The 22,720-nt window shown below is 45.8% G+C and carries 22 protein-coding genes and 1 pseudogene; 15 read left to right on the top strand and 8 right to left on the bottom strand.

All coding sequences use genetic code 11. From position 1 onward, the window contains the following. The first annotated feature begins 193 nt into the window (after nucleotides 1-193). The gene (thrC, locus tag ACWXW9_RS22285; protein ID WP_494931220.1) at nucleotides 194-1,585 is read left to right on the top strand and encodes a threonine synthase; all 1,392 of its coding nucleotides are present in this window, start codon (nucleotides 194-196) and stop codon (nucleotides 1,583-1,585) included. Between the two features lie 162 nt (nucleotides 1,586-1,747). Here thrC and ACWXW9_RS22280 read toward each other — a convergent pair whose 3' ends face one another. Beyond that, a complete protein-coding gene (locus ACWXW9_RS22280; RefSeq protein WP_494931219.1) occupies nucleotides 1,748-2,929 on the bottom strand; it encodes an MFS transporter in 1,182 nt (393 codons plus the stop codon). A gap of 338 nt (nucleotides 2,930-3,267) precedes the next feature. Between ACWXW9_RS22280 and gdhA the strand changes: the two genes are divergently transcribed. The 5 genes and pseudogenes from gdhA (at nucleotide 3,268) to ACWXW9_RS22255 (ending at nucleotide 6,694) form a co-directional block, all read left to right on the top strand. After that, nucleotides 3,268-4,644 carry an NADP-specific glutamate dehydrogenase gene (gene gdhA / locus ACWXW9_RS22275; RefSeq protein WP_494931218.1) on the top strand — a complete coding sequence of 459 codons (1,377 nt, stop codon included), beginning with the start codon at nucleotides 3,268-3,270 and terminating at the stop codon, nucleotides 4,642-4,644. A 341-nt stretch (nucleotides 4,645-4,985) separates the two neighbouring features. After that, the gene (locus tag ACWXW9_RS22270) at nucleotides 4,986-5,378 is read left to right on the top strand and encodes a MarR family winged helix-turn-helix transcriptional regulator (RefSeq protein WP_494931234.1); all 393 of its coding nucleotides are present in this window, start codon (nucleotides 4,986-4,988) and stop codon (nucleotides 5,376-5,378) included. A 44-nt stretch (nucleotides 5,379-5,422) separates the two neighbouring features. Then, nucleotides 5,423-5,605 carry a 4-oxalocrotonate tautomerase DmpI gene (gene dmpI / locus ACWXW9_RS22265; protein WP_494931217.1) on the top strand — a complete coding sequence of 61 codons (183 nt, stop codon included), beginning with the start codon at nucleotides 5,423-5,425 and terminating at the stop codon, nucleotides 5,603-5,605. Nucleotides 5,606-5,611: 6 nt separating this feature from the next. Next, nucleotides 5,612-5,788 (top strand): annotated as a pseudogene (locus tag ACWXW9_RS22260) (transposase); the annotation flags it as partial. Between the two features lie 252 nt (nucleotides 5,789-6,040). Then, entirely contained in the window at nucleotides 6,041-6,694 is a 654-nt protein-coding gene (locus ACWXW9_RS22255) for a nitroreductase family protein (protein WP_494931216.1), read from the top strand. Nucleotides 6,695-6,827: 133 nt separating this feature from the next. On the opposite strand, the gene ACWXW9_RS22250 is transcribed toward ACWXW9_RS22255, so the two are convergent. The 3 genes from ACWXW9_RS22250 to ACWXW9_RS22240 all read right to left on the bottom strand — a co-directional run bounded on the left by ACWXW9_RS22250 (nucleotide 6,828) and on the right by ACWXW9_RS22240 (nucleotide 10,903). Further along, entirely contained in the window at nucleotides 6,828-7,970 is a 1,143-nt protein-coding gene (locus ACWXW9_RS22250; RefSeq protein ID WP_494931215.1) for a VanZ family protein, read from the bottom strand. A 7-nt stretch (nucleotides 7,971-7,977) separates the two neighbouring features. After that, entirely contained in the window at nucleotides 7,978-9,321 is a 1,344-nt protein-coding gene (locus ACWXW9_RS22245) for an amino acid permease (RefSeq protein ID WP_494931214.1), read from the bottom strand. Between the two features lie 310 nt (nucleotides 9,322-9,631). Further along, on the bottom strand, nucleotides 9,632-10,903 hold the full coding sequence (locus ACWXW9_RS22240) for a VWA domain-containing protein (RefSeq protein ID WP_494931213.1): 1,272 nt from the start codon (nucleotides 10,901-10,903) through the stop codon (nucleotides 9,632-9,634). 182 nt (nucleotides 10,904-11,085) lie between these two features. Here ACWXW9_RS22240 and ACWXW9_RS22235 point away from each other — a divergent pair, with 182 nt between their 5' ends. After that, entirely contained in the window at nucleotides 11,086-13,083 is a 1,998-nt protein-coding gene (locus tag ACWXW9_RS22235) for an ABC transporter substrate-binding protein (RefSeq protein ID WP_494931212.1), read from the top strand. A gap of 119 nt (nucleotides 13,084-13,202) precedes the next feature. Here the strand turns inward: ACWXW9_RS22235 and ACWXW9_RS22230 are convergent, their stop codons facing one another. Then, nucleotides 13,203-14,255, bottom strand: a complete 1,053-nt coding sequence (locus ACWXW9_RS22230; protein WP_494931211.1) for a 2,3-butanediol dehydrogenase — start codon at nucleotides 14,253-14,255, stop codon at nucleotides 13,203-13,205. Nucleotides 14,256-14,595: 340 nt separating this feature from the next. Between ACWXW9_RS22230 and ACWXW9_RS22225 the strand changes: the two genes are divergently transcribed. Beyond that, complete coding sequence (locus tag ACWXW9_RS22225) at nucleotides 14,596-15,633, top strand: LacI family DNA-binding transcriptional regulator (protein WP_494931210.1); 1,038 nt, start codon at nucleotides 14,596-14,598, stop codon at nucleotides 15,631-15,633. Nucleotides 15,634-15,755: 122 nt separating this feature from the next. Then, a complete protein-coding gene (locus ACWXW9_RS22220; RefSeq protein ID WP_494931209.1) occupies nucleotides 15,756-16,406 on the top strand; it encodes a hypothetical protein in 651 nt (216 codons plus the stop codon). 159 nt (nucleotides 16,407-16,565) lie between these two features. Here ACWXW9_RS22220 and ACWXW9_RS22215 read toward each other — a convergent pair whose 3' ends face one another. After that, nucleotides 16,566-17,495 carry an AraC family transcriptional regulator gene (locus tag ACWXW9_RS22215; protein ID WP_494931233.1) on the bottom strand — a complete coding sequence of 310 codons (930 nt, stop codon included), beginning with the start codon at nucleotides 17,493-17,495 and terminating at the stop codon, nucleotides 16,566-16,568. A 199-nt stretch (nucleotides 17,496-17,694) separates the two neighbouring features. Here ACWXW9_RS22215 and ACWXW9_RS22210 point away from each other — a divergent pair, with 199 nt between their 5' ends. The 4 genes from ACWXW9_RS22210 to ACWXW9_RS22195 all read left to right on the top strand — a co-directional run bounded on the left by ACWXW9_RS22210 (nucleotide 17,695) and on the right by ACWXW9_RS22195 (nucleotide 20,494). Then, entirely contained in the window at nucleotides 17,695-17,973 is a 279-nt protein-coding gene (locus ACWXW9_RS22210) for an Atu4866 domain-containing protein (RefSeq protein WP_494931208.1), read from the top strand. A 39-nt stretch (nucleotides 17,974-18,012) separates the two neighbouring features. Then, a complete protein-coding gene (locus ACWXW9_RS22205; RefSeq protein ID WP_494931207.1) occupies nucleotides 18,013-18,750 on the top strand; it encodes an SDR family oxidoreductase in 738 nt (245 codons plus the stop codon). 222 nt (nucleotides 18,751-18,972) lie between these two features. Beyond that, nucleotides 18,973-19,251, top strand: coding sequence for an ArsR/SmtB family transcription factor (locus ACWXW9_RS22200; protein ID WP_494931206.1), 279 nt, complete (start codon nucleotides 18,973-18,975; stop codon nucleotides 19,249-19,251). 70 nt (nucleotides 19,252-19,321) lie between these two features. Beyond that, entirely contained in the window at nucleotides 19,322-20,494 is a 1,173-nt protein-coding gene (locus ACWXW9_RS22195) for an MFS transporter (protein ID WP_494931205.1), read from the top strand. Between the two features lie 331 nt (nucleotides 20,495-20,825). On the opposite strand, the gene ACWXW9_RS22190 is transcribed toward ACWXW9_RS22195, so the two are convergent. Further along, nucleotides 20,826-21,005, bottom strand: a complete 180-nt coding sequence (locus ACWXW9_RS22190; RefSeq protein ID WP_494931204.1) for a hypothetical protein — start codon at nucleotides 21,003-21,005, stop codon at nucleotides 20,826-20,828. Nucleotides 21,006-21,120: 115 nt separating this feature from the next. Here ACWXW9_RS22190 and ACWXW9_RS22185 point away from each other — a divergent pair, with 115 nt between their 5' ends. Together ACWXW9_RS22185 and ACWXW9_RS22180 are read left to right on the top strand one after the other, a co-directional pair. Beyond that, nucleotides 21,121-21,303 (top strand): SDR family oxidoreductase, encoded by a 183-nt coding sequence (locus ACWXW9_RS22185; RefSeq protein WP_494931203.1) that lies wholly within the window; start codon nucleotides 21,121-21,123, stop codon nucleotides 21,301-21,303. Nucleotides 21,304-21,348: 45 nt separating this feature from the next. Then, complete coding sequence (locus ACWXW9_RS22180; RefSeq protein ID WP_494931202.1) at nucleotides 21,349-21,555, top strand: hypothetical protein; 207 nt, start codon at nucleotides 21,349-21,351, stop codon at nucleotides 21,553-21,555. A 172-nt stretch (nucleotides 21,556-21,727) separates the two neighbouring features. Here ACWXW9_RS22180 and ACWXW9_RS22175 read toward each other — a convergent pair whose 3' ends face one another. Continuing rightward, nucleotides 21,728-22,312 carry a TetR/AcrR family transcriptional regulator gene (locus ACWXW9_RS22175; protein WP_494931201.1) on the bottom strand — a complete coding sequence of 195 codons (585 nt, stop codon included), beginning with the start codon at nucleotides 22,310-22,312 and terminating at the stop codon, nucleotides 21,728-21,730. Nucleotides 22,313-22,720 lie beyond the last annotated feature (408 nt).

Below are 22,720 nucleotides of genomic sequence, written 5' to 3'. Positions count from 1 at the left end.
CCATACTCACAGCCTGTTACTGATACCCCGATTGCCTGCGGATTACAGGTGCTTGGGACATCGGGGTATGGTAAAGTAGGAGAAAGTCTTTGAAATATGAAAAAAAGGCTTGGTTACAGCACCGCGACAGGGTATTATAGACAATAATATATTCGAAAAAAGGTTCGAATTGAATTTTTATTGGGGGATGGATATGAGATATATAAGCACTAGAGGTCGAGTAGAAGCCAAGGGATTTATTGATACTGTGCTCATGGGGTTAGCTGACGATGGGGGTCTGATGGTACCGGAGCAGATTCCGACCGTGTCGGCAGCTACGCTGGAGCAATGGGCAACATTGAGCTACAGAGAGCTGCTGCTGGAAGTTTTTGCGCTGTATATCAATGATGAGATTCCTCGTGAAGATTTGGAGCAGCTGGTGGAGCGCAGTTATGCAAGCTTCCGTCACCCGGAAGTCACGCCAGTGAAGAAGATCAACGATTCCCTGTATATTTTGGAGCTGTTCCACGGTCCGACGTTTGCGTTCAAGGATGTGGCGTTGCAATTTATGGGTGAATTTTATTCCTACGTGTCCAAAAAGCAGGATGAGATCATTCACATTTTGGGTGCAACCTCAGGCGATACCGGGGCAGCAGCCATTCAGGGCGTGCGTGGCAAGGAAGGCATTAAAATCTGTATTTTGCATCCACACCAAAAAGTGAGCAAGGTACAAGAGCTGCAAATGACGACCGTTGACGATGAAAATGTACTGAACCTGTCCGTAAAAGGGAACTTTGACGATTGTCAAAAAGTCATCAAGGACCTGTTTGCAGATCTGGATTTCAAAGGAAAACATCATCTGCGCGCGATTAACTCGATCAACTTTGTGCGTATTTTAGCGCAAACCGTATATTACTTCTATGCTTATTTCCGGGCACAGGAGTCTGCGGGTGCGAAAAAAATCAATATCAGCGTGCCATCCGGTAACTTTGGCAATATTTTTTCCGGCTTTCTCGCGAAGAAAATGGGCTTGCCGATCCATAAGCTGATTATTGCGACGAATGAAAATAATATTTTGGAGCGCTTCGTGAAGACAGGCGAATACAAGCCGGGCGACTTCAAAAGTACGTATAGTCCTTCCATGGATATTCAGGTGGCGAGTAATTTCGAAAGATACCTGTACTACTTCCTTGGAGAAGATGCAACGAAGGTATCTGAATGCATGAATAACCTCAAAACCGAGGGACGGATTGTAATCAGTGCAGAGGATTTGAAACGGGTACAGCAGGATTTTGAAGCCCTTGGTGCTTCCAACGAAAAGTGTCTGGAACTGATTAGCAAATACAAAGCCGAATATGACTATTTGTTGGACCCTCATACGGCTTGCGGTATTGCCGCGTATGAGGCGTATAATGGCGAGGGAGAAGTATGTGTGACCTTTGCAACAGCGCACCCGGCCAAATTCGACGAAGCGATCCGTCTGGTGGACATTAAGCAGGAGTTCCCGGCGCAGATTGAACAATTGTTCTCGAAATCGCAGCATCAGCAGGTGGTAGAGCATGACGAGGCAGAAATTGTGCGTCAGCTTGAAGCCTTCTATGTGTAAAAGATCATTTCTGTAATGGTGAGTTGTTGCACCCTCATAGGATGTAAAAAAGAGGCTACGCCCTGTGCGCAGCCTCTTTTTGCACTTTCCATACTTGTTATACTCGTGAATCAGCTACCTAAGAGTCATTTTCACACATAAAAGCAATGTTTCAGATTCATGCTATGTAGCGGAATGATGGTATCCATTTGATGTATCTGACCCATGCCGTCGTCCATAAATTCTCATTAAAATCAGGCCAAACACCATCCCAATAAAGGACATGATAGCTATGGACAGATACAGCACTTGCCCGCCGAAGGCTTCGTACACCGCGCCGCCTACATAAGAGGCCACAATACCCGAAACGCCGAAAAACAGCAGAGCCAGCACGGTTTGTCCGGTCGCACGCCATTCCTCAGGCACGATCCGGTACAAGTATTGGATAGCCGCTGAGTAAAATATCGGGAAGGTCAGCAGTTGAAGCACCTGCAAATAGGCGAGTAACTGCGGATCGTTGATCCAGGCTGAAGCCAAAAAGCGAATAAAATAAAAGGCGGCAGAAATAGAGATAATAGCAAGCTCTTTCCCTGCACGCAACCACCAGAAGCTAAGAGCGAATACCACGATTTCACTGGCTGCTGCAATGAAAAAGGCCAGCCCGACCAGTTCGGAATTGCCTCCCAGCTCACGGATATAGACACCAAGAAACGTGTCATTCATCCGGGCCGGAACGGAACAGACAAATACGAGCAGAAGGAACAGGAGAGTTTCCTTGTTACTTAGAAAGGTTTTGAGGCTGTGAAGCGTCACGGGCTTGCCTGTTACAGGAGCATCCGGCATGGCAAGGCTAATGATAAAGCTAATCGCTGCAATACCGGCAAACAAATAGGCCAGACTGTGAGCGCCGAAGGATGACATGATGTAGCCTGCCACCAGCGACATGACGGCATAACCCAATGCCCCGTATGTTCGGATGGAGCCATAGCTGATGCCAACCGATTCGGCTACACGAAAGTTCAGGCTTTCGGTGAGAGGATCAATGGGCATCAGGAAGAAATACACCAGCATAGCCAGGCCGATCAACAGTGTAAAGCTGGTTGAGGCATACAGGAAATAACCGGAGATTCCCGCGCATATCATCAACAGAAGTAATACTTTGCGAATCGTTCTGGTTCGGTCACTGACCATGCCCCATAACGGCTGGGCGATGATGGTGATAAAGCCGCCGGTGCCCGTGATCATCCCGATTTGGGCAGGGTTTAATCCTTGCTCGTTCAGATAAACGGGGAGGAAGGGTACAAAAATCGCTAGCAGGGCAAAATATAAAAAATTGTATGTCCGTAAAGGGACGGAAGAATTCATAAACGGCGTGACCTCGCTCTGATTTGAGATATAATTTCATTTTGTTCACATTATTGTACCATGTAGGGTAAGGTATATATACTCTTATTTATCGTGAAAAAAGCCTGTAAATCAAGGGATTTTGGTTTAATAATATGACAAGGTATGATAGATTCATAGAGATATTTAATGAAGGGGCCAAAATTTTTTTATGAGCAAATTTGATGTATTTTTATAAAAAATCATGTATAGTTAACTAAATTTTATGAATACATAAAATCACACTCTCCAGAACACGGAATGAATCTGTTCCGTTCTCTCAATAGAGCAACCAAATATAAAAGGAGTGTTTTAGAAAAGTGACCATTATCCGTTCAGAGCAGAGTCAACAAGCAGCAGCCGAATATGTGCAGTCCGTTTTTGAGAAGGTTATCGCGCGCAATCCTCATGAGTATGAATTTCATCAGGCCGTCAAGGAAATATTGGATTCGCTGGTTCCGGTACTGGCTAAGCATCCCAAGTATATGCAGCAGGGGCTTTTGGAACGGCTTGTGGAGCCGGAACGGGTCATTACCTTCCGTGTGCCTTGGGTAGACGACGCAGGGAACGTACAGGTCAATCGTGGCTTCCGGGTGCAATTTAATAGTGCCATCGGTCCTTACAAAGGTGGAATCCGTTTTCATCCGTCTGTGTATCTGGGAATCGTCAAATTTTTGGGTTTTGAGCAAATTTTCAAAAACGCCCTCACAGGTCTTCCGATTGGCGGCGGCAAAGGCGGCTCCGATTTTGATCCTAAAGGGAAATCAGATAACGAAGTCATGCGCTTTACACAAAGCTTCATGACCGAGCTGTATAAATATATTGGCCCGGATACCGACGTTCCGGCAGGAGATATTGGTGTAGGCGGGCGTGAGATCGGTTACATGTTCGGGCAATACAAACGGATTCGCGGGGGACATGAAGGCGGCGTCCTCACAGGTAAAGGAATTCATTACGGGGGCAGTCTTACACGTACAGAAGCGACTGGATACGGTTGCGTGTATTTTGTAAATGAAATGCTGCATGCCCAGGACTCGTCCTTTGAGGGTAAACGTGTGGTCGTGTCGGGCTCGGGTAACGTATCCATTTATGCGATTGAAAAAGCACAGCAGCTCGGCGCTACAGTCGTTGCCTGTAGTGACTCGAATGGCTACATCTATGATCCGGACGGTATTGATCTGAATCTGGTGAAGCAGCTTAAAGAAGTGAATCGTCTGCGCATTAGCGAGTATACCAAAGAGCGTCCGGGCGCAATATATACGGAGGGCTGTTCCGGTATCTGGTCGATTCCATGTGATATCGCACTGCCATGCGCCACACAGAACGAAATTGACGAGCATGCAGCACAATTACTGGTGAGCAATGGCGTAAAAGCAGTGGGTGAAGGTGCGAATATGCCATCCACGCTACAGGCGATTGAAGTATTTTTGGGCAATGGGGTGCTGTTTGGGCCAGCCAAAGCGGCAAATGCAGGCGGGGTTGCGGTTTCCGCGCTCGAAATGTCACAGAACAGCATGCGCCTGTCATGGACCTTTGAGGAAGTGGATGCCAAGCTGCATGACATTATGAAGAACATCTATGCGAATAGCGTGGAGGCGGCTGAGGAATACGGCGTGCCTGGGAATCTGGTTGTAGGGGCGAACATCGCCGGATTTGTTCGTGTGGCAGACGCTATGCTGTCTCACGGCATCATTTAACGGGATAATACAACTACAGATGGAGAGAGCAAGAGAAGCTGAATAGCGTTGTCTGTATGGCTCTCCTGATCTGCTATCGTATGAGTGTAGTGTGTGAGTTATCACATAAGTAAGTTATACAAGAAGAAGCTGAGTGCCCCTTGCGGGGGTGCTCAGCTTTTATTTGATAAGAGTAACTTTATTTTTCACAGGGGCTTGATTTATATTCAAAGTGGATGTATATTACTTGATAGATCAATAATTGATGGATCAAAGGTTGGATCGTCATGCCCAGTGACATGCTTAAGGGAGGAGAGATTGCTATCACCCAGACATCACCCGAGGCTGACTATATTTTTGACATGCTGTTGCTGTTGAACAAGCAGATTAGCTCCAAGTTTGAGCGTTGTGCAGGAATCAGCGCATCCAGATTACAGTTGTTGTGCAAGTTGTATCAGGTGGATGAGATCAGCCAGACCTTGCTGCAAAAAGAGGTTGGCATCGACGGTGCAGCCGTAACCCGCCATTTGAAGCAGCTTGAAGCGATAGCGATGGTCACACGACGAACCAAGCCGGAGGACAACAGAGTTACGCTGGTTAGCCTGACCGATTATGGGCGTGAACGTATTGTTACTTTTAAACAGGAACGCTCACAGTTTGTGACCCGGTTGCTCCAAAGCTTCGACGAGACCCAGCGGCACCAGCTAGCCGATATGCTGCAAGTTATGAATGGTCATATGTCCGATATGGACTGACCCCAATTACATTATACCCATAGGGGAAACAAGGAGGAATTTACATGCCAGTAATTACTATTGAAGCAGGCAAATTAAGTAAAGAACAAAAAAGATCGTTGGTCACTGAACTTACCACATCAGCTTCAACCATAATGAATGTACCCGAGTCGGCTTTTATTGTTTTGATTAAGGAAAGCGAAAGAGAAAACATTGGTTTCGGAGGAAAATTATTATCTGATCGCTAATGTCAGAAGAAGATTATACGGCTGGCCGGACTGAATCTCAAAGAGAACAGCTCAGGGAAGAAAAAAGGAAAATCCAATATACCAAACGAGGACGCGCAAGGCTAAGAAGCGCTACTGTTTCGGGCCGTTATGCCCATGGTGGCGAAGAATGCGGAGTTTAAAGCACTGCACCAATACTTTACCATTCCCATAAGGGCAACGACCCCGCGTGACATGGGAGGGTAAGCCGTCAAGAGTCAGGAGTGGATATCCAAGGTGCGATCATAGAAGTCGATCCATAGATTGGGAAAAATGTCCCAACCTCTATTCCTGTCATCGGCTCTCCCAGAAATAATGACATCCTTATATGACTTTTCCAGTTCTCAATATGTCAATGGCTGAAAACCGAAGAAGGAAAACATGAGAAAATATTAATTTAAAGTGGGAGAGATTTGAATGAATAATACGAACACTTCCAATATTGTCAAAACAAATGATTTTAAAGAAATTGCACTGGGCCGCCGTTCTGTCAAAGTATACGATCCGTCCGTGAAAATTAGCCGCGAAGAAATGACAGAGATTCTGACTGAAGCGACACGTGCTCCATCGTCCATTAACCTGCAACCTTGGCGTTTTCTTGTGATTGACAGCCCGGAAGGTAAAGCAACCTTGGCACCGCTCGCCAGCTTTAATCAACGTCAAGTCGAGACATCTTCGGCAGTGATTGCCGTGTTTGGGGATTTGAACAACTTTGATAATTTCGAGCAAATTTTCGGAGAAGCTGTAGAATTGGGCTATATGCCAAAAGACATTAAAGAAATGCAACAGGAGAAAGTAGGGGCTCATTTTGCAGCGCTTGATCCTGTTATAAACAAAGAAACCGTTCTGATCGACGGTGGTCTGGTTTCCATGCAGTTGATGCTGGTGGCACGCGCTCACGGTTACGATACGAATGCAATCGGCGGATACGACAAGAGCAGAATCGCTGAAGCCTTTGGCCTTGAGAAAGATCGCTATGTACCTGTGATGCTCATTTCCATCGGTAAAGGAATTAACAATGGTCATCCATCGACTCGTTTGCCCATTGATCAAGTTGCACAGTGGAAATAAAAGTAACGAGTTATCATCTGTACGCAATATAAAAAAACAGGCGGACAAAGGAACAATCCTTTGCTTCGCCTGTTTTTGTGCTGCTTGGGTGCAATAAAATTTATTTTGGCCCTATGATCATCGAGTTCTCGTATTAACTTTCCGACACATCGGCAGGGTCAACAGTGTCAGGCAGAGGGCTACGAAGTCGCTTGGGCCATGTAATCCGGTGGGTAGTATGGCTAAGCTCCTCATAAAATAACAGGTCTTTCCTGAACAGGCGTATAACCAGATGGAAGAAGAACCACCCGTTAATGACCAACAGTATCAGGCTGATCAGAACGCTCGCCCATGGAGGGACTTGAGGCCAAAGCACGGGTCCACCCAGCACGTAATTCATCCCGAAATACAACCAGTACAAGAGGCTGTAGCGCTTCATGAGCTCCCACAGGGAAATACGGTTTCCTGTCCCCGCAAGATGTATACGCACCAGCCATTTTCCGGGAGTGCGCCCATTCGTCAGGTAAGGAATTAGCATGAAGTATACACCACTGGATACCCAGAAGGCGGCGGGCACTTGGAGGTATTCCAAAACACCGAGCAAACCTGTCCATATGATGGAATCCACGAAAAAGGCAATACCTCGTCTGGTATAGGACACCCGCTTGGTTGTGATGTCCAAATGCTTGTCCAGATGCTCCAGACGCGGGAGAAAACGCGAAAACCATTCGCCCAAAAGAAAGCCGAGCATGCCGCCCAATGTATTTGCCATCAGATCGTCCACATCAAACACACGATACGCATGGTCAAAAAATCCGTACAGTCCTGTTAGCTGCGTCATCTCAAAGAAGAGGGAAAGGCCAAAGGACAGGATCAGACACCGTCCCCACCGCGCACGGAAATAATAACGTAAGAACATACCGAAAGGCACAGTCATAAGAACGTTAAAAACGACCTGGAGAAAAGCGCGCTCCTTCAGCAAATGCAGATAGCTGGAGGGTTGGGAGGGAGAGACAGAAGTCTCCCTGATAATGTCATGAATGAACTGCAAGGGCATTAGCTGCAATGCGCCTCCGGTTAACGCCGTATTATGACGCGATGCCGGAAGAGGCAAAACCACCAGAAAGAAAGCATTCATTAAGTATAAAAGCAACAGGTAAAGCAGCAATGCTCTCGTTTTATGGATATAACCATGCCTGCGGTACTGTACGATCAGAAAAGGTAGCGTAAACAGCAACGCGGCAAAGGGAAAGGCGAGAAAGGCATAAGAAACAGGAAACAGATACGCTTGAATCATGAGCTGCTTACGCCTGCTTTCCCCGGAACTTCACCAAAGACCAGATGATCAGGAACGCCATGAACGCCACACATACGCTGATACTGATCCGATTTTGCGGATCAAGCAAGAACAGGAATGCAATTACCCACAGGCATCCGACGGTTATCGCTGTGATATAAGGAAATCCCCATATTTTGAAGCTTGGCTCCACCGGATAAGATTTGCGCAGCTTCAACTGGGACAGGCAAATACAGCTCCAGACGAGCAAAACGACAAAGCCCGGTACGGCCATCAGAATACGGAACAGTCCGTCCTGAGCGATATAAGCGACCATCGAACCGACAATCAGGATCACGGCGCACCATTTGAGACTACTCACCGGAACCCCATTCGAGGATACCCGGGCGAGTGATTTAGGACCTTCCCCATTCACTGCCAGCGAATGCAGCATACGTGTAGCCCCGTAAATCCCCGAATTGGCGGCAGACAGTACGGCGGTGATCAAGATAAAGTTCATGACATGGGCCGAGCCTTGGAGTCCTGCCGAAGACAGCACCTGTACGAATGGGCTGGTATTCGCATCCAGTTGGTTCCAGGGAATCAAGCCGCAAATGATGAGAATCGGCAGCGTATAGAACAACACGACGCGAAAAATAAAGCTTTTAACCACCTTCGGAAGTACCTTTTCCGGATTTTCTGTTTCTGTTAACGTCAGACCGATCAACTCAGAGCCTCCGTAGGAAAAGGTAACCACCAGCAGCGCTGAGAAAATAGCCAGCCAGCCATTGGGGAGAAATCCGCCATGCTGTACGTAATTGCTCAGATAAGGCGGAGTTTCAGTTGGGATAATGCCGAACAGGATACACCCACCCAATGCAATAAAGATGATGATCATGGCAATTTTAATACCCGCAAGCCAAAATTCCAGTTCCCCGAAACCGCCGACACTCAGCATGTTAACCACAATAATAAAGGCCGCACTCGCTAAACTGAGTACCCATAAGGGAACGTCTGGCAACCAGTATTGCAGGAAGCTTCCCGCTGCGATAACTTCAATGATACAGACGGCCAGCCACATGAAGCAATACAACCAGCCGATGATGAAGGAAAGCCGTTCTCCAAAAGCTTTGCGAATAAAATCCTTCATATTCATGTTGGGGTAGACGGTAGCCATCTCGGCAATCGCACCCATGACGACCAGGAGCAGAAGCCCCGCAAAGACATAGGATAGAATAACCCCAGGCCCCGCCAGGCTGATCGTTTCGGTACTTCCTTTAAAAATACCGGTCCCGATGACTCCACCCATAGCCATAAAGGTAATATGCCTAGGGAGCAGCTTTTTGTGCAAAGTGGCTTCATTTGATTTCAATCCGAAATCCTCCTTCATAAAGTCTATAGCTTCAGCATAGCCCAAACAGGGTTGCCTCAATTAGATTTATACTACATGAAAATATCCAATTAGGAAATGAAAGAAATAGGATTTGGCAAGGAGTTAACCATATATCATTCTACTATGACTAAAATGAAGGGGAATACCTGAAGAGAAATGCGTAGAAGAGCAGTTAAGAGGCAGAATGATGGCGCTGACGATTGCTCTATCTGCGGTCATTGTGCCTTTTATTGCTACTCTCAGCGGATATTTAAGTGATCATGTAGGGGTATCGCATTGTGGTGAAGGATTAGCTCCGCAATATTCCTTTGGCCCGCACTTGCTTAAGCCAACCAGGAAATTCGTTTAGCAGACGGTCGTACAATTCTGCGTCTGTCACGGAGTCGATGTCATCCAAGGCAAAAAAATCTGCATTATCCACTACGCGACCGCGCAGATCATCCAACTTTTGAAGGACTCCATAATCGGCATTACCGAGTCCGACGAATTGCCAGAAAATCGGAGATTTCGAGTACTTGATCAGCAACTTTGATATTTTTTTCGTTTCATACACGCCGCCATCACTGAAAAAGATAATGTAGGTTGGGATTGTTTCATTAGGTACTTCTTCTGTATATTTTAAAATGATATCCGTCATCACTTCAGGCTCATTGTTACCTATTCCTATTTTCCCATATCCAGGTTCTGGGAAAGTCCGTTTTACGTAATTCTCGTAATCTCGTTCCGTGACGCTTGGAGCGCGTTGGGCTTTGTCTGCAAAAAACCATACGTCCATTTCACCATCGTCATCCATACAGGCGGCTACAGCCAACACACGTTCGAAGGCTTTTTGCACGGTTCCCAGTGAGTACAGCTTCCCCATGGAACCAGAAGCGTCTAATACAACCGCTACTCGTGCTTTTTCATGGTCTATCTGTTTCTTTTTCAGTGAAATTTGCACACTCTGCTTAAGTAAATTGATTTTTCCGCTACCGGGAAAGGAAGCATTCGCCTCCGCTTTGGCATTCACAGTATTCGTCGGTGCTGCTGACGGCTCCTCTTCTTCCACGGTGACGCCATGAGCCTCGGCAAGCGGTTTCAGGCCTCCGTTGAAGCCACGCCCAACTGCGCGAAGCTTGAAGCCTGACGTATGGCGGTATATTTCAGCGAATACGAGTGACGTTTCTTTGGTGGCCTCGGTAATGCTATAGGCGATATGTACCTGCCTTCCCTGAACGGTCAATGTGCAGCCAATCACATCGGCAAAAGTACCTGGACCATCCAGAGTGGCGGCAAATACACATTTATCAACTCCAGTTCCTTGCAAAGCCGTTAAGGCTACAGTGAATTCAGCGGTTTTGTGATTGGGGCGCTCTAAACGTATATGGCTGTGCGGATCTGCTGGTTGATTGTAAAAAATGAAATAGTCATCCGAAGCGACTTTACCATCTTGGCCTACCATAAAACAGCTAACATCCAGCTCGGCTGGCGCATGCTCCCATGTAATTTTTACCCTCACTATTTCTTCTGAACCCAAAGGTGCATTAGCTCCTGTACTTAATACCATTTTTGAACCACTCATGCTGTCTACCCCCCTATGTATTTTAAAATCATTATATTTATACAAATTGTACCATGGAAATCGTTTATTCGCCTTATTTCGAGCAGGAATTTTTGTCTCATGGTAGACATAGTAGAAGATGATATATAATGAGGTTGGTTTGGAAAAATTGGATAGTATTTATGAAGCGGAGGCTTTGACAAGTGAAGCAGGATCGGAAAAAGCGGACAGGTTCCCAAACCGGGACGGGCAAGAAGCATGAGGCTGATGAGCTGAACAAGCTGCTTTCCGCATGGCTCCATTCGTCGATCTGTGTTATGGATGTCCGACATATTCGGCTGGAACCGGAAGAGTGGCTTCAACCGTATCGTCTTCCGGCGCAGGCTTTTGTGTTTGTATTACAGGGAAGTGTACGCTTGCCTACGGATGATCAGGATGATACAAGACATTCATGGTACGTGCTGCATGGCAGCAAAGGCCTGGAACTGAATATGACTCCCTCGGAACGAGGAATTGAATATGTTCTTGTACTATATAAAGTGGCTTCTCTATCGGGACATACGGTGTATAACCTTCCCCCTGTAGCTCATGGCTTTGTGCCACCGTATCCGGTTATGCTGTATCAAAAGCTGCAACTACTGGAGCAGGCATGGCATGATAAGGATATGTTGTCCAAGGTGCAGGCTCAGGGCAGGTTCTATGATTTTGCGTATGAATGTATGCGGCAATTGCAGGAGCAGAAGGTTCGAATGCCTTCCCGGGATATGGTGACACAGGCGATTCAATTTATGCAGACGCATTATGCAGAGTCCATTACGTTAGAACGGTTGGCCGGATTATTGGAATGCAGTCCAAGACACCTGACCCGATTATTTAAAAAACAAACGGATTGCAGCCCGATTATGTTTCTGATCCAGCTACGAATGGAAAAGGCGAAGGAGCTTCTGCGGAAGACAGATGCCACCTTACAGGATATCGCTGTCGGCGTGGGATACCCGGATGTCTATTTTTTTAGCCGGGCATTCAAAAAATATATCGGAGTATCCCCTGTTCATTATCGGGCCAGTTTACATCCTTCGCTCTTTTCGAGGGACAAAAGTCCAGATAATCCATTAGGCAGGTCTGGATGTTCCATTGATTCGATAAGTGGTGCACCGCATACTGTTACTGAGGATAATAATCATTATCAAAATTATGATGAAGGGATTTTACAAATGAATAGAAATACAAGACATTCCATGGCGTTTATTGTATTGCTTAGTTTTTCCCTGTTAGTCAGCGCGTGCTCAGGCACATCAAGTCCTGCGGCAACCGACGGCGCTTCTACAGGGACCAACAATACATCGGCAGAACAGACATCGCAGGAACGGGTGCTGAAGGATGCACTTGGGCATGAGGTGAAGGTTCCGGCTCATCCTCAGCGTGTGATTGCTTCTTATCTGGAGGATCATTTGGTTGCACTGGGTGTTAAGCCTGTTGCTCAATGGTCAGTAGGTAAAAATTCGGTTCAAGGCTACCTGCAAAAAGAATTGAAGGACATCCCTACGATCGCCTCTGACCTTCCATTTGAAGCGGTTCTGAACTTTAAGCCGGATTTAATCATTATGGACAGTGCGAGTATGGTAGAGGGTGATAAATATAACCAATACTCTAAAATCGCTCCCACCTACGTTGTAGGCAGTAATCTGAACAACGATTGGCGTCAAGAGCTGCTGACCATAGGTGAGGTGCTGAACAAGAGCAGCGAAGCGAAGCAGGCATTGAGCAATTATGACAAAAAAGCAGCAGAAGCTAAAGCCAAGCTGAGCCAGACTGTTGGACAAAAAACCGCAGCGTCATTGTGGGTAACGGACAAAAACGTGTATGTAGTGAACCAGAATTTGTCCAGCGGTGATGTATTATACAAAGACTTGGGATTCAAGGTTCCACAAGTCGTACAGGAGATTTCCAAAACAGCAAAGGCGAACTGGAGTAACTTATCCCTGGAGAAACTGGCGCAGTTGGATGCGGATTATATCTTTATCGTGAACAGCAAAGGCGTAAGCAAGGGTGAGATCATCAAAGATCCTGTATGGGAAGGGATTCCAGCGGTTAAAGAAGGCCATATATATGATTTTGGTAAAGATTCCAGTTGGCTTTATACAGGTACGATTGCTAACGGACAAATGATTGATGATGTTCTAAAAAGTGTAACTCCATAATTGAGATTGTAATTCAAAAGCGCTCACCCGTCGTTACGGCTTTATGCCGCAGTGATGGAGGAGCGCTTTTTTATGAAAAGATGCCTGCATAGGGCAGACATCTGAGTTTGCTTTTTAGATTAAGATTGCGGAGATACGAGAATTTTAACCTGATTTTTCTCTTTCAGCAGAGCTTCAAAACCGTGTTCAATCACTTCATCGAGCTTAATACGTTTGGTAACGAGCTTGTCCGCAGGGAAATACCCTTTTTCCATCAGGCTGATTACAGCCGGGAACACATCACGGTAACCGATAATGCCGGTCATATTGCGCTCTTTCATAACGATATTGTTAGGCTTGATTGGAGCTTCTTTTTCGAAAATGCTGACGATCATAATTTGTCCGCTGATTTTGGTGGACTCGATCGCTTGAGTCAGTACAGGAGGTACTCCAGTGACTTCATAGGCTACATCTACGCCGCCGTTAGTCCGTTTGTGCAGTTCTTGTACGACATCATAAGCTTTAGGATCAATAACGATAGCACCCAGCTCTTCGGCTTTGGCTTTACGTTCTTCGGAAAGCTCTACCGCGTAAATTTCAGATGCTCCAGAAGCTTTCAAGGCTTCAATAACCAGCAATCCGATAGGGCCAGCGCCGAATACTACAGCTTTGTCGCCGACTTTCAGTTGGCTTTGGCGAACAGCATACAGGGCAACGGCTGAAGGTTCTACCAAAGCGCCTTGCTCGAAAGACACGCTTTCGGGAATTTTGTGAACCATATGCTCGTCTGCTGCGACATATTCGGAAAATCCACCACCGCCGCCTGCCAGACCGAGGAAGCCCATTTTATCGCAAAGATTATATTTGCCTTGTTTACATGCATCACATTCTCCACATGCAAAAATCGGTTCTACGACCACACGGTCGCCAACCTGAATCTTGGTTACACCTTCGCCGATTTCGACCACTTGTCCAGAGAATTCATGTCCCATGACGACAGGAGCCTTTTCACCAGTTAATGGATGAGGAGCATCTTGGGGAATGAAGATCGGTCCTGCCACATATTCATGCAGATCACTTCCGCAAATGCCGCACCATTCTACTTTGATTTTTACTTTTCCTGCCAGAGCAGCGGGCTGCTCAATGTTTTCCAGACGTAAATCTTTTACTCCATGCCATCTCAATGCTTGCATGTCTGTCATCTCCTTGACGAATATATGATCATGTATTGTTATAAAAGCAAATGAATTAGGAAACGTTTCCGAAAAATAATATGTCACAATTTTTACACATTGTCAAACCAAATTCATACAAAAAGCACTTGATTTTTGTGTGAATATAATCACTTGTTACTACAGCGCTACATTTGGGCTATCGCTTTGATTAAAGAGATTTTATGAATTTTTTAAACGAAGCAGCGATGATGAAGAAACTACTTCAATTTTTAAATACTCATTCTATGGTATAATATCAATACAGAGATTTTATTGTTGAAAATCAGAAAACGATTCCGACCGTGAAAGGATTTTGGGTGTGCCAGATCAAAAAAAAGTAACCATAGAGGATGTAGCCAAGCGAGCAGGGGTCGGTATTGCGACTGTCTCCAGAGCTATTAACGATAGTGAGGGCATCAGCCCGAGAACGAAGGCATTGATTTTGCAAGTGATTGAAGAAATGGGTTTTACGCCCAATACCTCGGCTCAGAGCCTGAAGGTTCGCCAAACACGCCAAATTGCGTTGGCCGTGCCGGATATCCGTAACGCGATTATCCCCGAGATCGCTTGGTCCGTGGAGCAGGCTGCCAAGCAGCATGGTTACCGTGTCGTGCAAATTAATACTGCCGGAAATGCCAGAATGGAGCTTGAAACAGTGCGGGAGGTCAAGAAGTTACATGTGGACGGACTTATTATTATGCCACTGGCGTATCCCAAAATGCTGGTGGATCTGATCAATAAAGCCAGCGTTCCGGTGTCCATCATTAACTACGGCAAAAAGCTGGGCGAAGACGTCAAAGCCGATATTGTCAGTCTGGCCCGACAAGAGGGACGGCTTGTGATGGAGCATTTGCTTAAAATCGGTCGAACGAGAATTGCTTATGCAGGCGCTGCGAAGGACAAAATCGAGGAAAGATACTTCGCCTATGAGCAATTTCTCCCGCATGTGGATATTTCTCTTGTTTATTTTGGCGATGATTTCTCCTTTGAGACGGGATTGCGTGCAGCCGATTATTTTTATAGCTTGAAACACATGCCGGATGCCATTTATGCGGTTAACGATATGGTAGCGATAGGAATCGTGAATCGATTTAAGGATTTGGGTGTAAAAGTGCCGGAAGAGGTAGCGGTGGTCGGCATTGATAACAATTTATGGGCTACGGTAACAACGCCGCAGATCAGCTCTGTTTCCATTATGGGAGAAGAGGTGGCACGATTGGCTGCGGAGCTGCTGCTCAAGCGGATTCAGGATCAGACACCGGGCGATTACGAGCGAGTGCAATTCGAGCCTCGCTTAATCGTCAGGGAATCGAGCGTGTCTGTGATTCGCAAGCCTACGGTTGGACGTGACGCGTAGAAGTCTAGATGGAATCTTCCTATCGTTATAACGATGGATGAACGGTCGCAAGCGTAGTAGGATATGGGTGGATTTTGGGCAATCATAACTACCATTGCTTGTTCGGACAGGAGAGTGAATTCATGTCAAAAGGTAGCGTGTTCGTTTCTGTAGCTTGTACTGCACTATTGCTGGCTGTAACCGTAGGGTGTACAACCAATCCGGTGGAAAAGCATGCTGACGCTGCGCCGCCGTCTGGAGCAAGTGCCGGGAAGCCCAAGCCAAGTGCAGCCAATACGCAGCATACCCGGCAAAGCAAAGAGGAGCTGGTGCTGTCCTTTTATAAGGACTCATCCCTCAGTGATGAAGCAAAAGTACGTCACATGACGGACCATTTAGCAGGAATCCAATGGGGAAAGATGAACGAAATCAATGAACATCTAAGCCTGGAAATCATCGAATATCTGTATAGGCAGCGCGCTTTTATTCCATCGGAAAGTTTTCCAAATGTGATCCGAGCTTCTGAAGGATTGGATGGAGCTTTAAGCGAAAGCTATTCTGGTCTTATGGGAGATTTGTTTACAAGAGACAGAACTGCGATGACTCGAGCATTGGCAAATATGGACAAAACCAACCGCACACAAGGTATAGGAAGCATCGGGTATGCTCTCAGCTATAGAGAACCAAAGGAAGTCAAGAAAGAGATTCAACAATGGCAGGCAGGACAAAAGCTTACTACGGCAGAGAAGGATGTCATTCGAGCCTTGTTCGTCAAGCTGGATAATCCGTATTGATGCTCAAATAGTGATGACCACATGCATAGAGGAATATATTGAACAGCCGCGTCTCTACCGGAGGAGCGGCTGTTTTGTGCTGTTTTTTTACATTCTGCCATGTATGATCGGGATAAGGTTAGTAGAACCAGTGGTTTCAGATGTTCATCTAACAACGGGTTAAATGGTCGGGTGATCCTGATCCGAGCGCAAGCGTTTGATATCACTAATTGGAGGCAGGCCGAACAAGCGGGCGTATTCGCGGCTGAATTGTGAGGGACTCTCGTAACCTACCTGAAAACCGACATCTGCCGCATCCGCTGATTCGGATAACAACAGGCGGCGGGACTCTTGTAGACGTAATTGTTTTTGATATTGCATTGGGCTCATAGCCGTAACCTCTTTAAAATGACGATGTAGTGACGAAGGACTCATATTCGCTAGTTTGGACAATTCCTCAATACGCAACGGCTTATCATAATCCTGCTTAATCCGCTTTATGACTTCTGCGATTCGGTTGGAATGGCTGCCGGTCATGACCAGTTGTTTTAAGGATTCCCCCTGATTACCCTGTAAAATCCTATACAGTATCTCACGAATGACTAATGGAGCCAGCACCGGAACATCCTGCGGGTTTTCCAAAAGATGCACTAGCCTTACCACGGCATCCAGCAGTAGAGAGTTAGTTTGGCTTACATACAAGCCTCGTCTGGAATCAGGCATTGGGCTTGTGGGAAAAGCAGATTCCTTGATCAGGTCCAAAACCTGATGCGGATCAAAATTGAGCCGGAGGCACAAATAAGGAGCTTCTGCTGACGCTTGGATGACCTGCCCCGAAATCGGCAAATCCACCGACACAACAAGGTAGTCGGATGTGCCGTAATGGTAACTTTCCTCTGCGAGCATCACGACTTTTCTACCTTGTGCCACAATACATAAGGCGGGTTCATGGACTTGATGTATCGGAACGGTTGTATTTGAACTTCGGACGAAATGAAGCGAAGGTATGGCTGTAGTGAGAACTCCGTCCTGATTTGAAAATCGTTCTATAAGCCTTGCCAATTCGGCTTGTTTTCCCATGGTAGAACCCTCTATTTTGGTTGCCCCCATCATGACACATCCCTTCTTTGCAACGTAGCCCGTTTTCATTTTCAGTAGTTTATTACATATTAAGGGGCTTTGGAGGATTAGGCAATAATTTGCTCTGATTCTTCTACCGGGCTGATGGACATTCCTCTCATAATAAGATGCAGATACAACACCTAATGAGCAATTGAGAAAAAAATAGAAGTGCAAAGGAGTGGGAGTCATGGAGAGTAACAAAGCGGAAAAAAGTGTACACGCTTCGCAGCATCCCTATATAGGGATGTGGGTAACTGAAGACGGAAATATCCGTCACGAACTCTTGCCTAATGGCCGTTATGATGAAGCACGGGGTCAGAGACAAAGTGCCTATACAGGCAGCTATATCTTAGAAGATGACTATATCGAATATGTGGACGACACCGGATTTACGGCAGATGGTGTATTCAAAAATGGTGTTTTGTATCATGCAGGGATGGTTTTTTACAGGGAAGTAAGAAAGTAATCTGTTTCAGTGATATTTTTAACTAGAGGAGGAATAAGAATGTTGGATATTAAAGGGAAAGTTGTAGCTATTACGGGGGCAAGCAGTGGGATCGGTGAAGCTACTGCCCGTTTACTTGCTCACCATGGGGCTCATGTAATATTAGGGGCCAGACGCACAGAGCGACTGGAGGCTCTGACATCCGAGATTCGTTCTAAAGGTGGATCGGCTGATTATCAGCAGATGGATGTGACTAAGAGGGACCAGATGGAAGCGTTCATTAAGTACGCGGAAAAAACATTTGGACGCGTGGATGTAATTTTGAACAATGCGGGAGTGATGCCTCTTTCAAAATTAGAAGCCCTGAAGGTAGAGGAATGGGATCGCATGATTGATGTAAATATACGGGGCGTTCTGCATGGGATTGCGGCAGGGCTTCCGATTATGAAAAAGCAAGGATTTGGTCAGTTTATCAATATCGCCTCTATTGGCGCGTATAGTGTAACCCCGACTGCAGCGGTGTATTGCGCAACGAAGTATGCGGTTCGGGCGATTTCTGAAGGATTGCGTTTGGAGGTGGGGGGAGATATTCGTGTGACGCTGGTATCGCCGGGAGTAACCGAATCCGAGCTTGCTGACAGTATTTCAGATGAAGAGACCCGGCAAGGAATGAAAGAGTACCGTCGTATTTCGATTTCGCCTGATGCCATTGCCCGTTCTATTCTGTATGCCATGGAGCAGCCAGCGGATGTAGATGTTAATGAAATTATTGTCAGACCCACGGCAAGCCCGAATTAACGCCATGGCATCCATGGTTCTCTCTCTCTACTCAAATCATTTTTCCCTCCATCCTTTATGGATGGGGGGTTATTTATCGGATGAGAAAGAACATCATTCACACCACAGAGTGTAAAATAGCTGTACCTTTATAATAAACAGGTTTACTTTTACAAATGTTTGTGATAACTTTATTTCGACAAACATCGAAATTAAGACTGGAACAGAAGGGAGCCGAACAGGGTGAAAGATACAACAGAGATGCAGCAGGCTGTAAAAATATATAAAGCACTTGGAGAACCGACTCGTCTCAAGATAGCACTTCTGCTAAAAGAGGAAAGTGACCAATGCTGCTCTGTGCTGGGCGAGAAGCTGAACAGTGTAGCTATTTCAACGCTATCGCACCATCTGAAGCAAATGGCAGAGTCGGGGCTGCTCACATACCGCAAAGAGGGGACGTTTATTTATTACAGCTTGGATGTGGAAGCAGCGCAGAGATATGCCCCGTTCCTAATAACATAATTTTTTTAGTCTTAATTTCGATATTTGTAAAAATATAAAAATATAAAAAGAAAAGAGGCGTTATTTAAAAATGCAGAGCACGTGGAAAGTGTATATTTTGGCAATTGTTAGTTTTTTGGTAGGCACATCCGAATACATTATCTCAGGCATTTTGGATCAGATTGCGACAACCATGGGGATTACGGTGTCCGCAGCGGGCCAGCTGATTACAGTCTTTTCTCTTGCTTACGCGATTGGCACGCCGATTCTGATGGCAGTAACCGCTAAATGGGACAGACGCAAGCTGCTTTTGAGTTCGCTCGGATTATTTGCAGTAGCCAATGTCCTCTCCTTTGTTCTGCCGGGTTTTGGAATGTTTATCGCCGCACGTATTCTTATGGCCCTCGGGGCGGGGATGGTCGTGGTTACAGCACTGAGCATTGCTGCGAAAATTGCCCCAGCCGGCAAGCAGGCCAGTTCTATTGCTACGGTTACTATGGGTTTTACAGCCTCGCTGATTATCGGGGTGCCACTTGGGAGAATGATATCTTCTGCATATGGCTGGAAAACCGTATTTCTCGGTATCGCTTTGACAGGAATTATTGCCCTAATTGTTATTGCTATGACGATTCCCCGCTTGAAAGGAGATCGACCTGTCCCCTTACTACAACAGTTTGCTCTTCTGAAAAAGCCTGAAGTTGCTTTGGGATTAGGCATTACCTTCTTTTGGCTAGGAGGTTATTCACTCGCGTATACTTACATCTCACCGTATTTGCTGAATGTATCAGGTGTAGGAGAGGATATGCTAAGCTCAGTATTGCTCGCCTTCGGAATTGCCAGTCTAATCGGGTCAAAAATTGGTGGGTACAGTGCGGATAAAAAGGGTATACTCTTTACATTATTAGGGGGTATGGTGTTGCACGGTATTTCCTTACTCTTGCTTCCTTTTGCCGCTCATTCCCTGATCGCAGTATTTGCTTTATTGATCCTTTGGTCGTTCGCAGCCTGGACAACTGGACCTACTCAACAATATAATCTGGTCACACTTGTGCCTGAATCTTCCGGTGTGATGCTGAGTCTCAATCAATCTACAATGCAGCTTGCAATGGCAGCCGGAGCCGGAATTGGTGGCGTGGTTGTAGGTCAGGTTTCGCTGGAAGCTATCACCTGGTTTGGAGCAGCAGGGGTCGCTATCGCCATTGTGGCTACGTACTTGCTTTCGCGGAGATCCTCAGCTCAAACGCAAGTGAGTGTTATGGAGTAAGGTTTATTGGTAAGTAGAAAAGAGGGGACCCGGCCATGGAGGTGGTTTGGAGGCGATCTTAAACTTAGCAGCAATATCTCCTCTATATAAGCCGAACTGGAAAGTTACTATGGTGCCACTGCGCAGTCGGATGGTGCTTCCCATCGCCACCGCTTCGCTTGTACAGCACCATTCCGCCTACTTCGTTTTGATGTGAATTTTTCAAGTTAGGCTTATATAGTCGGACTATTACTCAAATTGAATGTTGGTAATTTTACCACCCTCGATAAATCCTTATAAACTTGATTGGATGAAGGCTGCAAACAGTTAGTGAGAAAGCTTGTTGAATCTATCAGGATTTGAACTTCTGCGCTATACGCTTCTTATTCTTTAGACGCCAAATCCATCTTTCGATAAAGTTTTTTTCTTTTCTTTCCTGAAGTGTTTCCTTCATTCCCTTGATGAGAAATTCGGATCTCCGCTTGTCATTTCTGCTAATTTCGCGCAGTTCCTCAATAAATTTAGTGTCCATGTCCGCATCTCCGTTAGTTCAGGATTATACAATGTGCTAAGCTAGATTATACAGAACATATGTTCCTTTTTCAAGTCTGTTACGTGTTTATGAAATTATAGAATGATTTTGTGAAATGGTAATCCCGGGCCCAAACCAATTCAATTATGGAGATGGAAAATGCGCGTTTATTTCGCGTGAAGACTGCGCCCAAACAGCCGTAGCACTGCTGTTGGGTAAGGGAGAAGACAATACGACCTATGATGTTACAGGTCCTGAGCTGCTTTCAGCCGATGATATTGTGCAGATCACGACCTAGATTACAGGCAGACCGCTTCGTTTTGTAAATAAAACGGATGAGGAAATGTATGCATTGTGGGATAGTCTGGGTGTACCGAGAAACACAGATCAAGGGATGAAAAATTCACCTATTCCTTGGTGTAGCGATGATATGGTAACGGGCGGCCGCGCTTTGCGTGAAGGTCTGATGGCGGTGCTCAGCGATGATGTGGAGAAATTGACGGGTCCAGAAGCGCAAAACCATCCGGGAAATGATACAACAAGCTTATGATCGCGGTGAACTGTAATTTATATCGTTAAAAGCCTGTGAATCAGACAGAGGCCCCTTCCGAAGCTCGGTTCAGTGAGGGGGACCTCTGTCGCCTCTTTGGGTTTCTTTGAAGCGTTAATATGTTTTTCCTCGGCGCAGACAAATCGATCCGGATGTCCAAGTGAGGGAGCTGTTACGCAATCCCCTGGCTGGGCGATGATAATTTAAGCATACCTTCCTCGATACCTAATGTTCGTTCCAACAAGGACTCGGCTATTTTTATTTTGATAGCAATGACTTCGGAAGGTTCTTGAAAAAGCACAGCTTCCCATACACAACTCAGCGTACTCCAGAAAAAAGCAGTGGTTTCTTTCGGGCTAGCTACATGCATGGTTTTCTCCTGATTTCCTTGTTGAATGATGTCAGTGATAAGAGGATTAAAGACATTTTCCGCTATAATTCTCCATAACTTATAGTATAAGTTAAGTTGTTCTTCATCACATAGTCTTTTAAAAAATAGATTAAGCTGATTAGGATGAAACAGTCGTGTAATAAATAATTGCAATTTGGACAAGGCGGTGAATTGGCGGCTTTCCAACTCGAAGGAAGTGGCTGTTTCAGTTGCCCAGCGGGTGCAAATGGCTTCCAGGATGGCTTCTTTGGAAGAAAAGTAGTGATAGAAGGTGCCTTTAGCGGCGCCGGTTTTTTTTACAATATCAATGATCATGGTTTTTTGGTAGCCGTTGGAGGTAAAAAGCTCCAAAGCCGCATCGATCAATTCCGCCCGTCTTACTTCGGCCTCTTTTATAGCTCTAGTTATAAGAAGCACCTCCTAATCGGTTTAATGACCGTCAAGGTTCTATCGCCAAGCGATAAAAGCTGTAAGCTTGGTCAATCGTAAGTATAAAAAGTTTGTACACATTGTCAAGAGAATTCTGTATTTCAGCTTTCTAATATTATGGTTTTCAGTAACTCCCGAAGTAGCAGTTTTACTGTATGAATCGCTGTTTCCAACTGTGCAGCTATTGTGTAATTTTTCCTTGACAATACATATGCTAATTTTTTACAATTAATATTGACCCGGGTCAATCCGTATGCTGTTTTAAGGTGAATCATGAAAAAAATCATTACGTCCGAAGTACACTGAGCTGTAATAGGTAGGAAAGAATTTTTTTTGCCCTATGAT

It is taken from the genome of Paenibacillus sp. LT-B23, assembly GCF_059417685.1.
Note: the sequence above shows the minus strand (reverse complement) of the source record. Positions and strands in the feature narration are given on the sequence as shown.

Coding starts and splice junctions, on each gene's coding strand:
- thrC (WP_494931220.1), top strand. CDS start 194: ATGAGATATATAAGCACTAGAGGTCGAGTAGAAGCCAAGGGATTTATT.
- ACWXW9_RS22280 (WP_494931219.1), bottom strand. CDS start 2,929: ATGAATTCTTCCGTCCCTTTACGGACATACAATTTTTTATATTTTGCC.
- ACWXW9_RS22270 (WP_494931234.1), top strand. CDS start 4,986: ATGCTGTTGCTGTTGAACAAGCAGATTAGCTCCAAGTTTGAGCGTTGT.
- dmpI (WP_494931217.1), top strand. CDS start 5,423: ATGCCAGTAATTACTATTGAAGCAGGCAAATTAAGTAAAGAACAAAAA.
- ACWXW9_RS22255 (WP_494931216.1), top strand. CDS start 6,041: ATGAATAATACGAACACTTCCAATATTGTCAAAACAAATGATTTTAAA.
- ACWXW9_RS22250 (WP_494931215.1), bottom strand. CDS start 7,970: ATGATTCAAGCGTATCTGTTTCCTGTTTCTTATGCCTTTCTCGCCTTT.
- ACWXW9_RS22240 (WP_494931213.1), bottom strand. CDS start 10,903: ATGAGTGGTTCAAAAATGGTATTAAGTACAGGAGCTAATGCACCTTTG.
- ACWXW9_RS22230 (WP_494931211.1), bottom strand. CDS start 14,255: ATGCAAGCATTGAGATGGCATGGAGTAAAAGATTTACGTCTGGAAAAC.
- ACWXW9_RS22220 (WP_494931209.1), top strand. CDS start 15,756: ATGTCAAAAGGTAGCGTGTTCGTTTCTGTAGCTTGTACTGCACTATTG.
- ACWXW9_RS22215 (WP_494931233.1), bottom strand. CDS start 17,495: ATGGGGGCAACCAAAATAGAGGGTTCTACCATGGGAAAACAAGCCGAA.
- ACWXW9_RS22210 (WP_494931208.1), top strand. CDS start 17,695: ATGGAGAGTAACAAAGCGGAAAAAAGTGTACACGCTTCGCAGCATCCC.
- ACWXW9_RS22205 (WP_494931207.1), top strand. CDS start 18,013: ATGTTGGATATTAAAGGGAAAGTTGTAGCTATTACGGGGGCAAGCAGT.
- ACWXW9_RS22195 (WP_494931205.1), top strand. CDS start 19,322: ATGCAGAGCACGTGGAAAGTGTATATTTTGGCAATTGTTAGTTTTTTG.
- ACWXW9_RS22190 (WP_494931204.1), bottom strand. CDS start 21,005: ATGGACACTAAATTTATTGAGGAACTGCGCGAAATTAGCAGAAATGAC.
- ACWXW9_RS22185 (WP_494931203.1), top strand. CDS start 21,121: ATGGTAATCCCGGGCCCAAACCAATTCAATTATGGAGATGGAAAATGC.
- ACWXW9_RS22180 (WP_494931202.1), top strand. CDS start 21,349: ATGTATGCATTGTGGGATAGTCTGGGTGTACCGAGAAACACAGATCAA.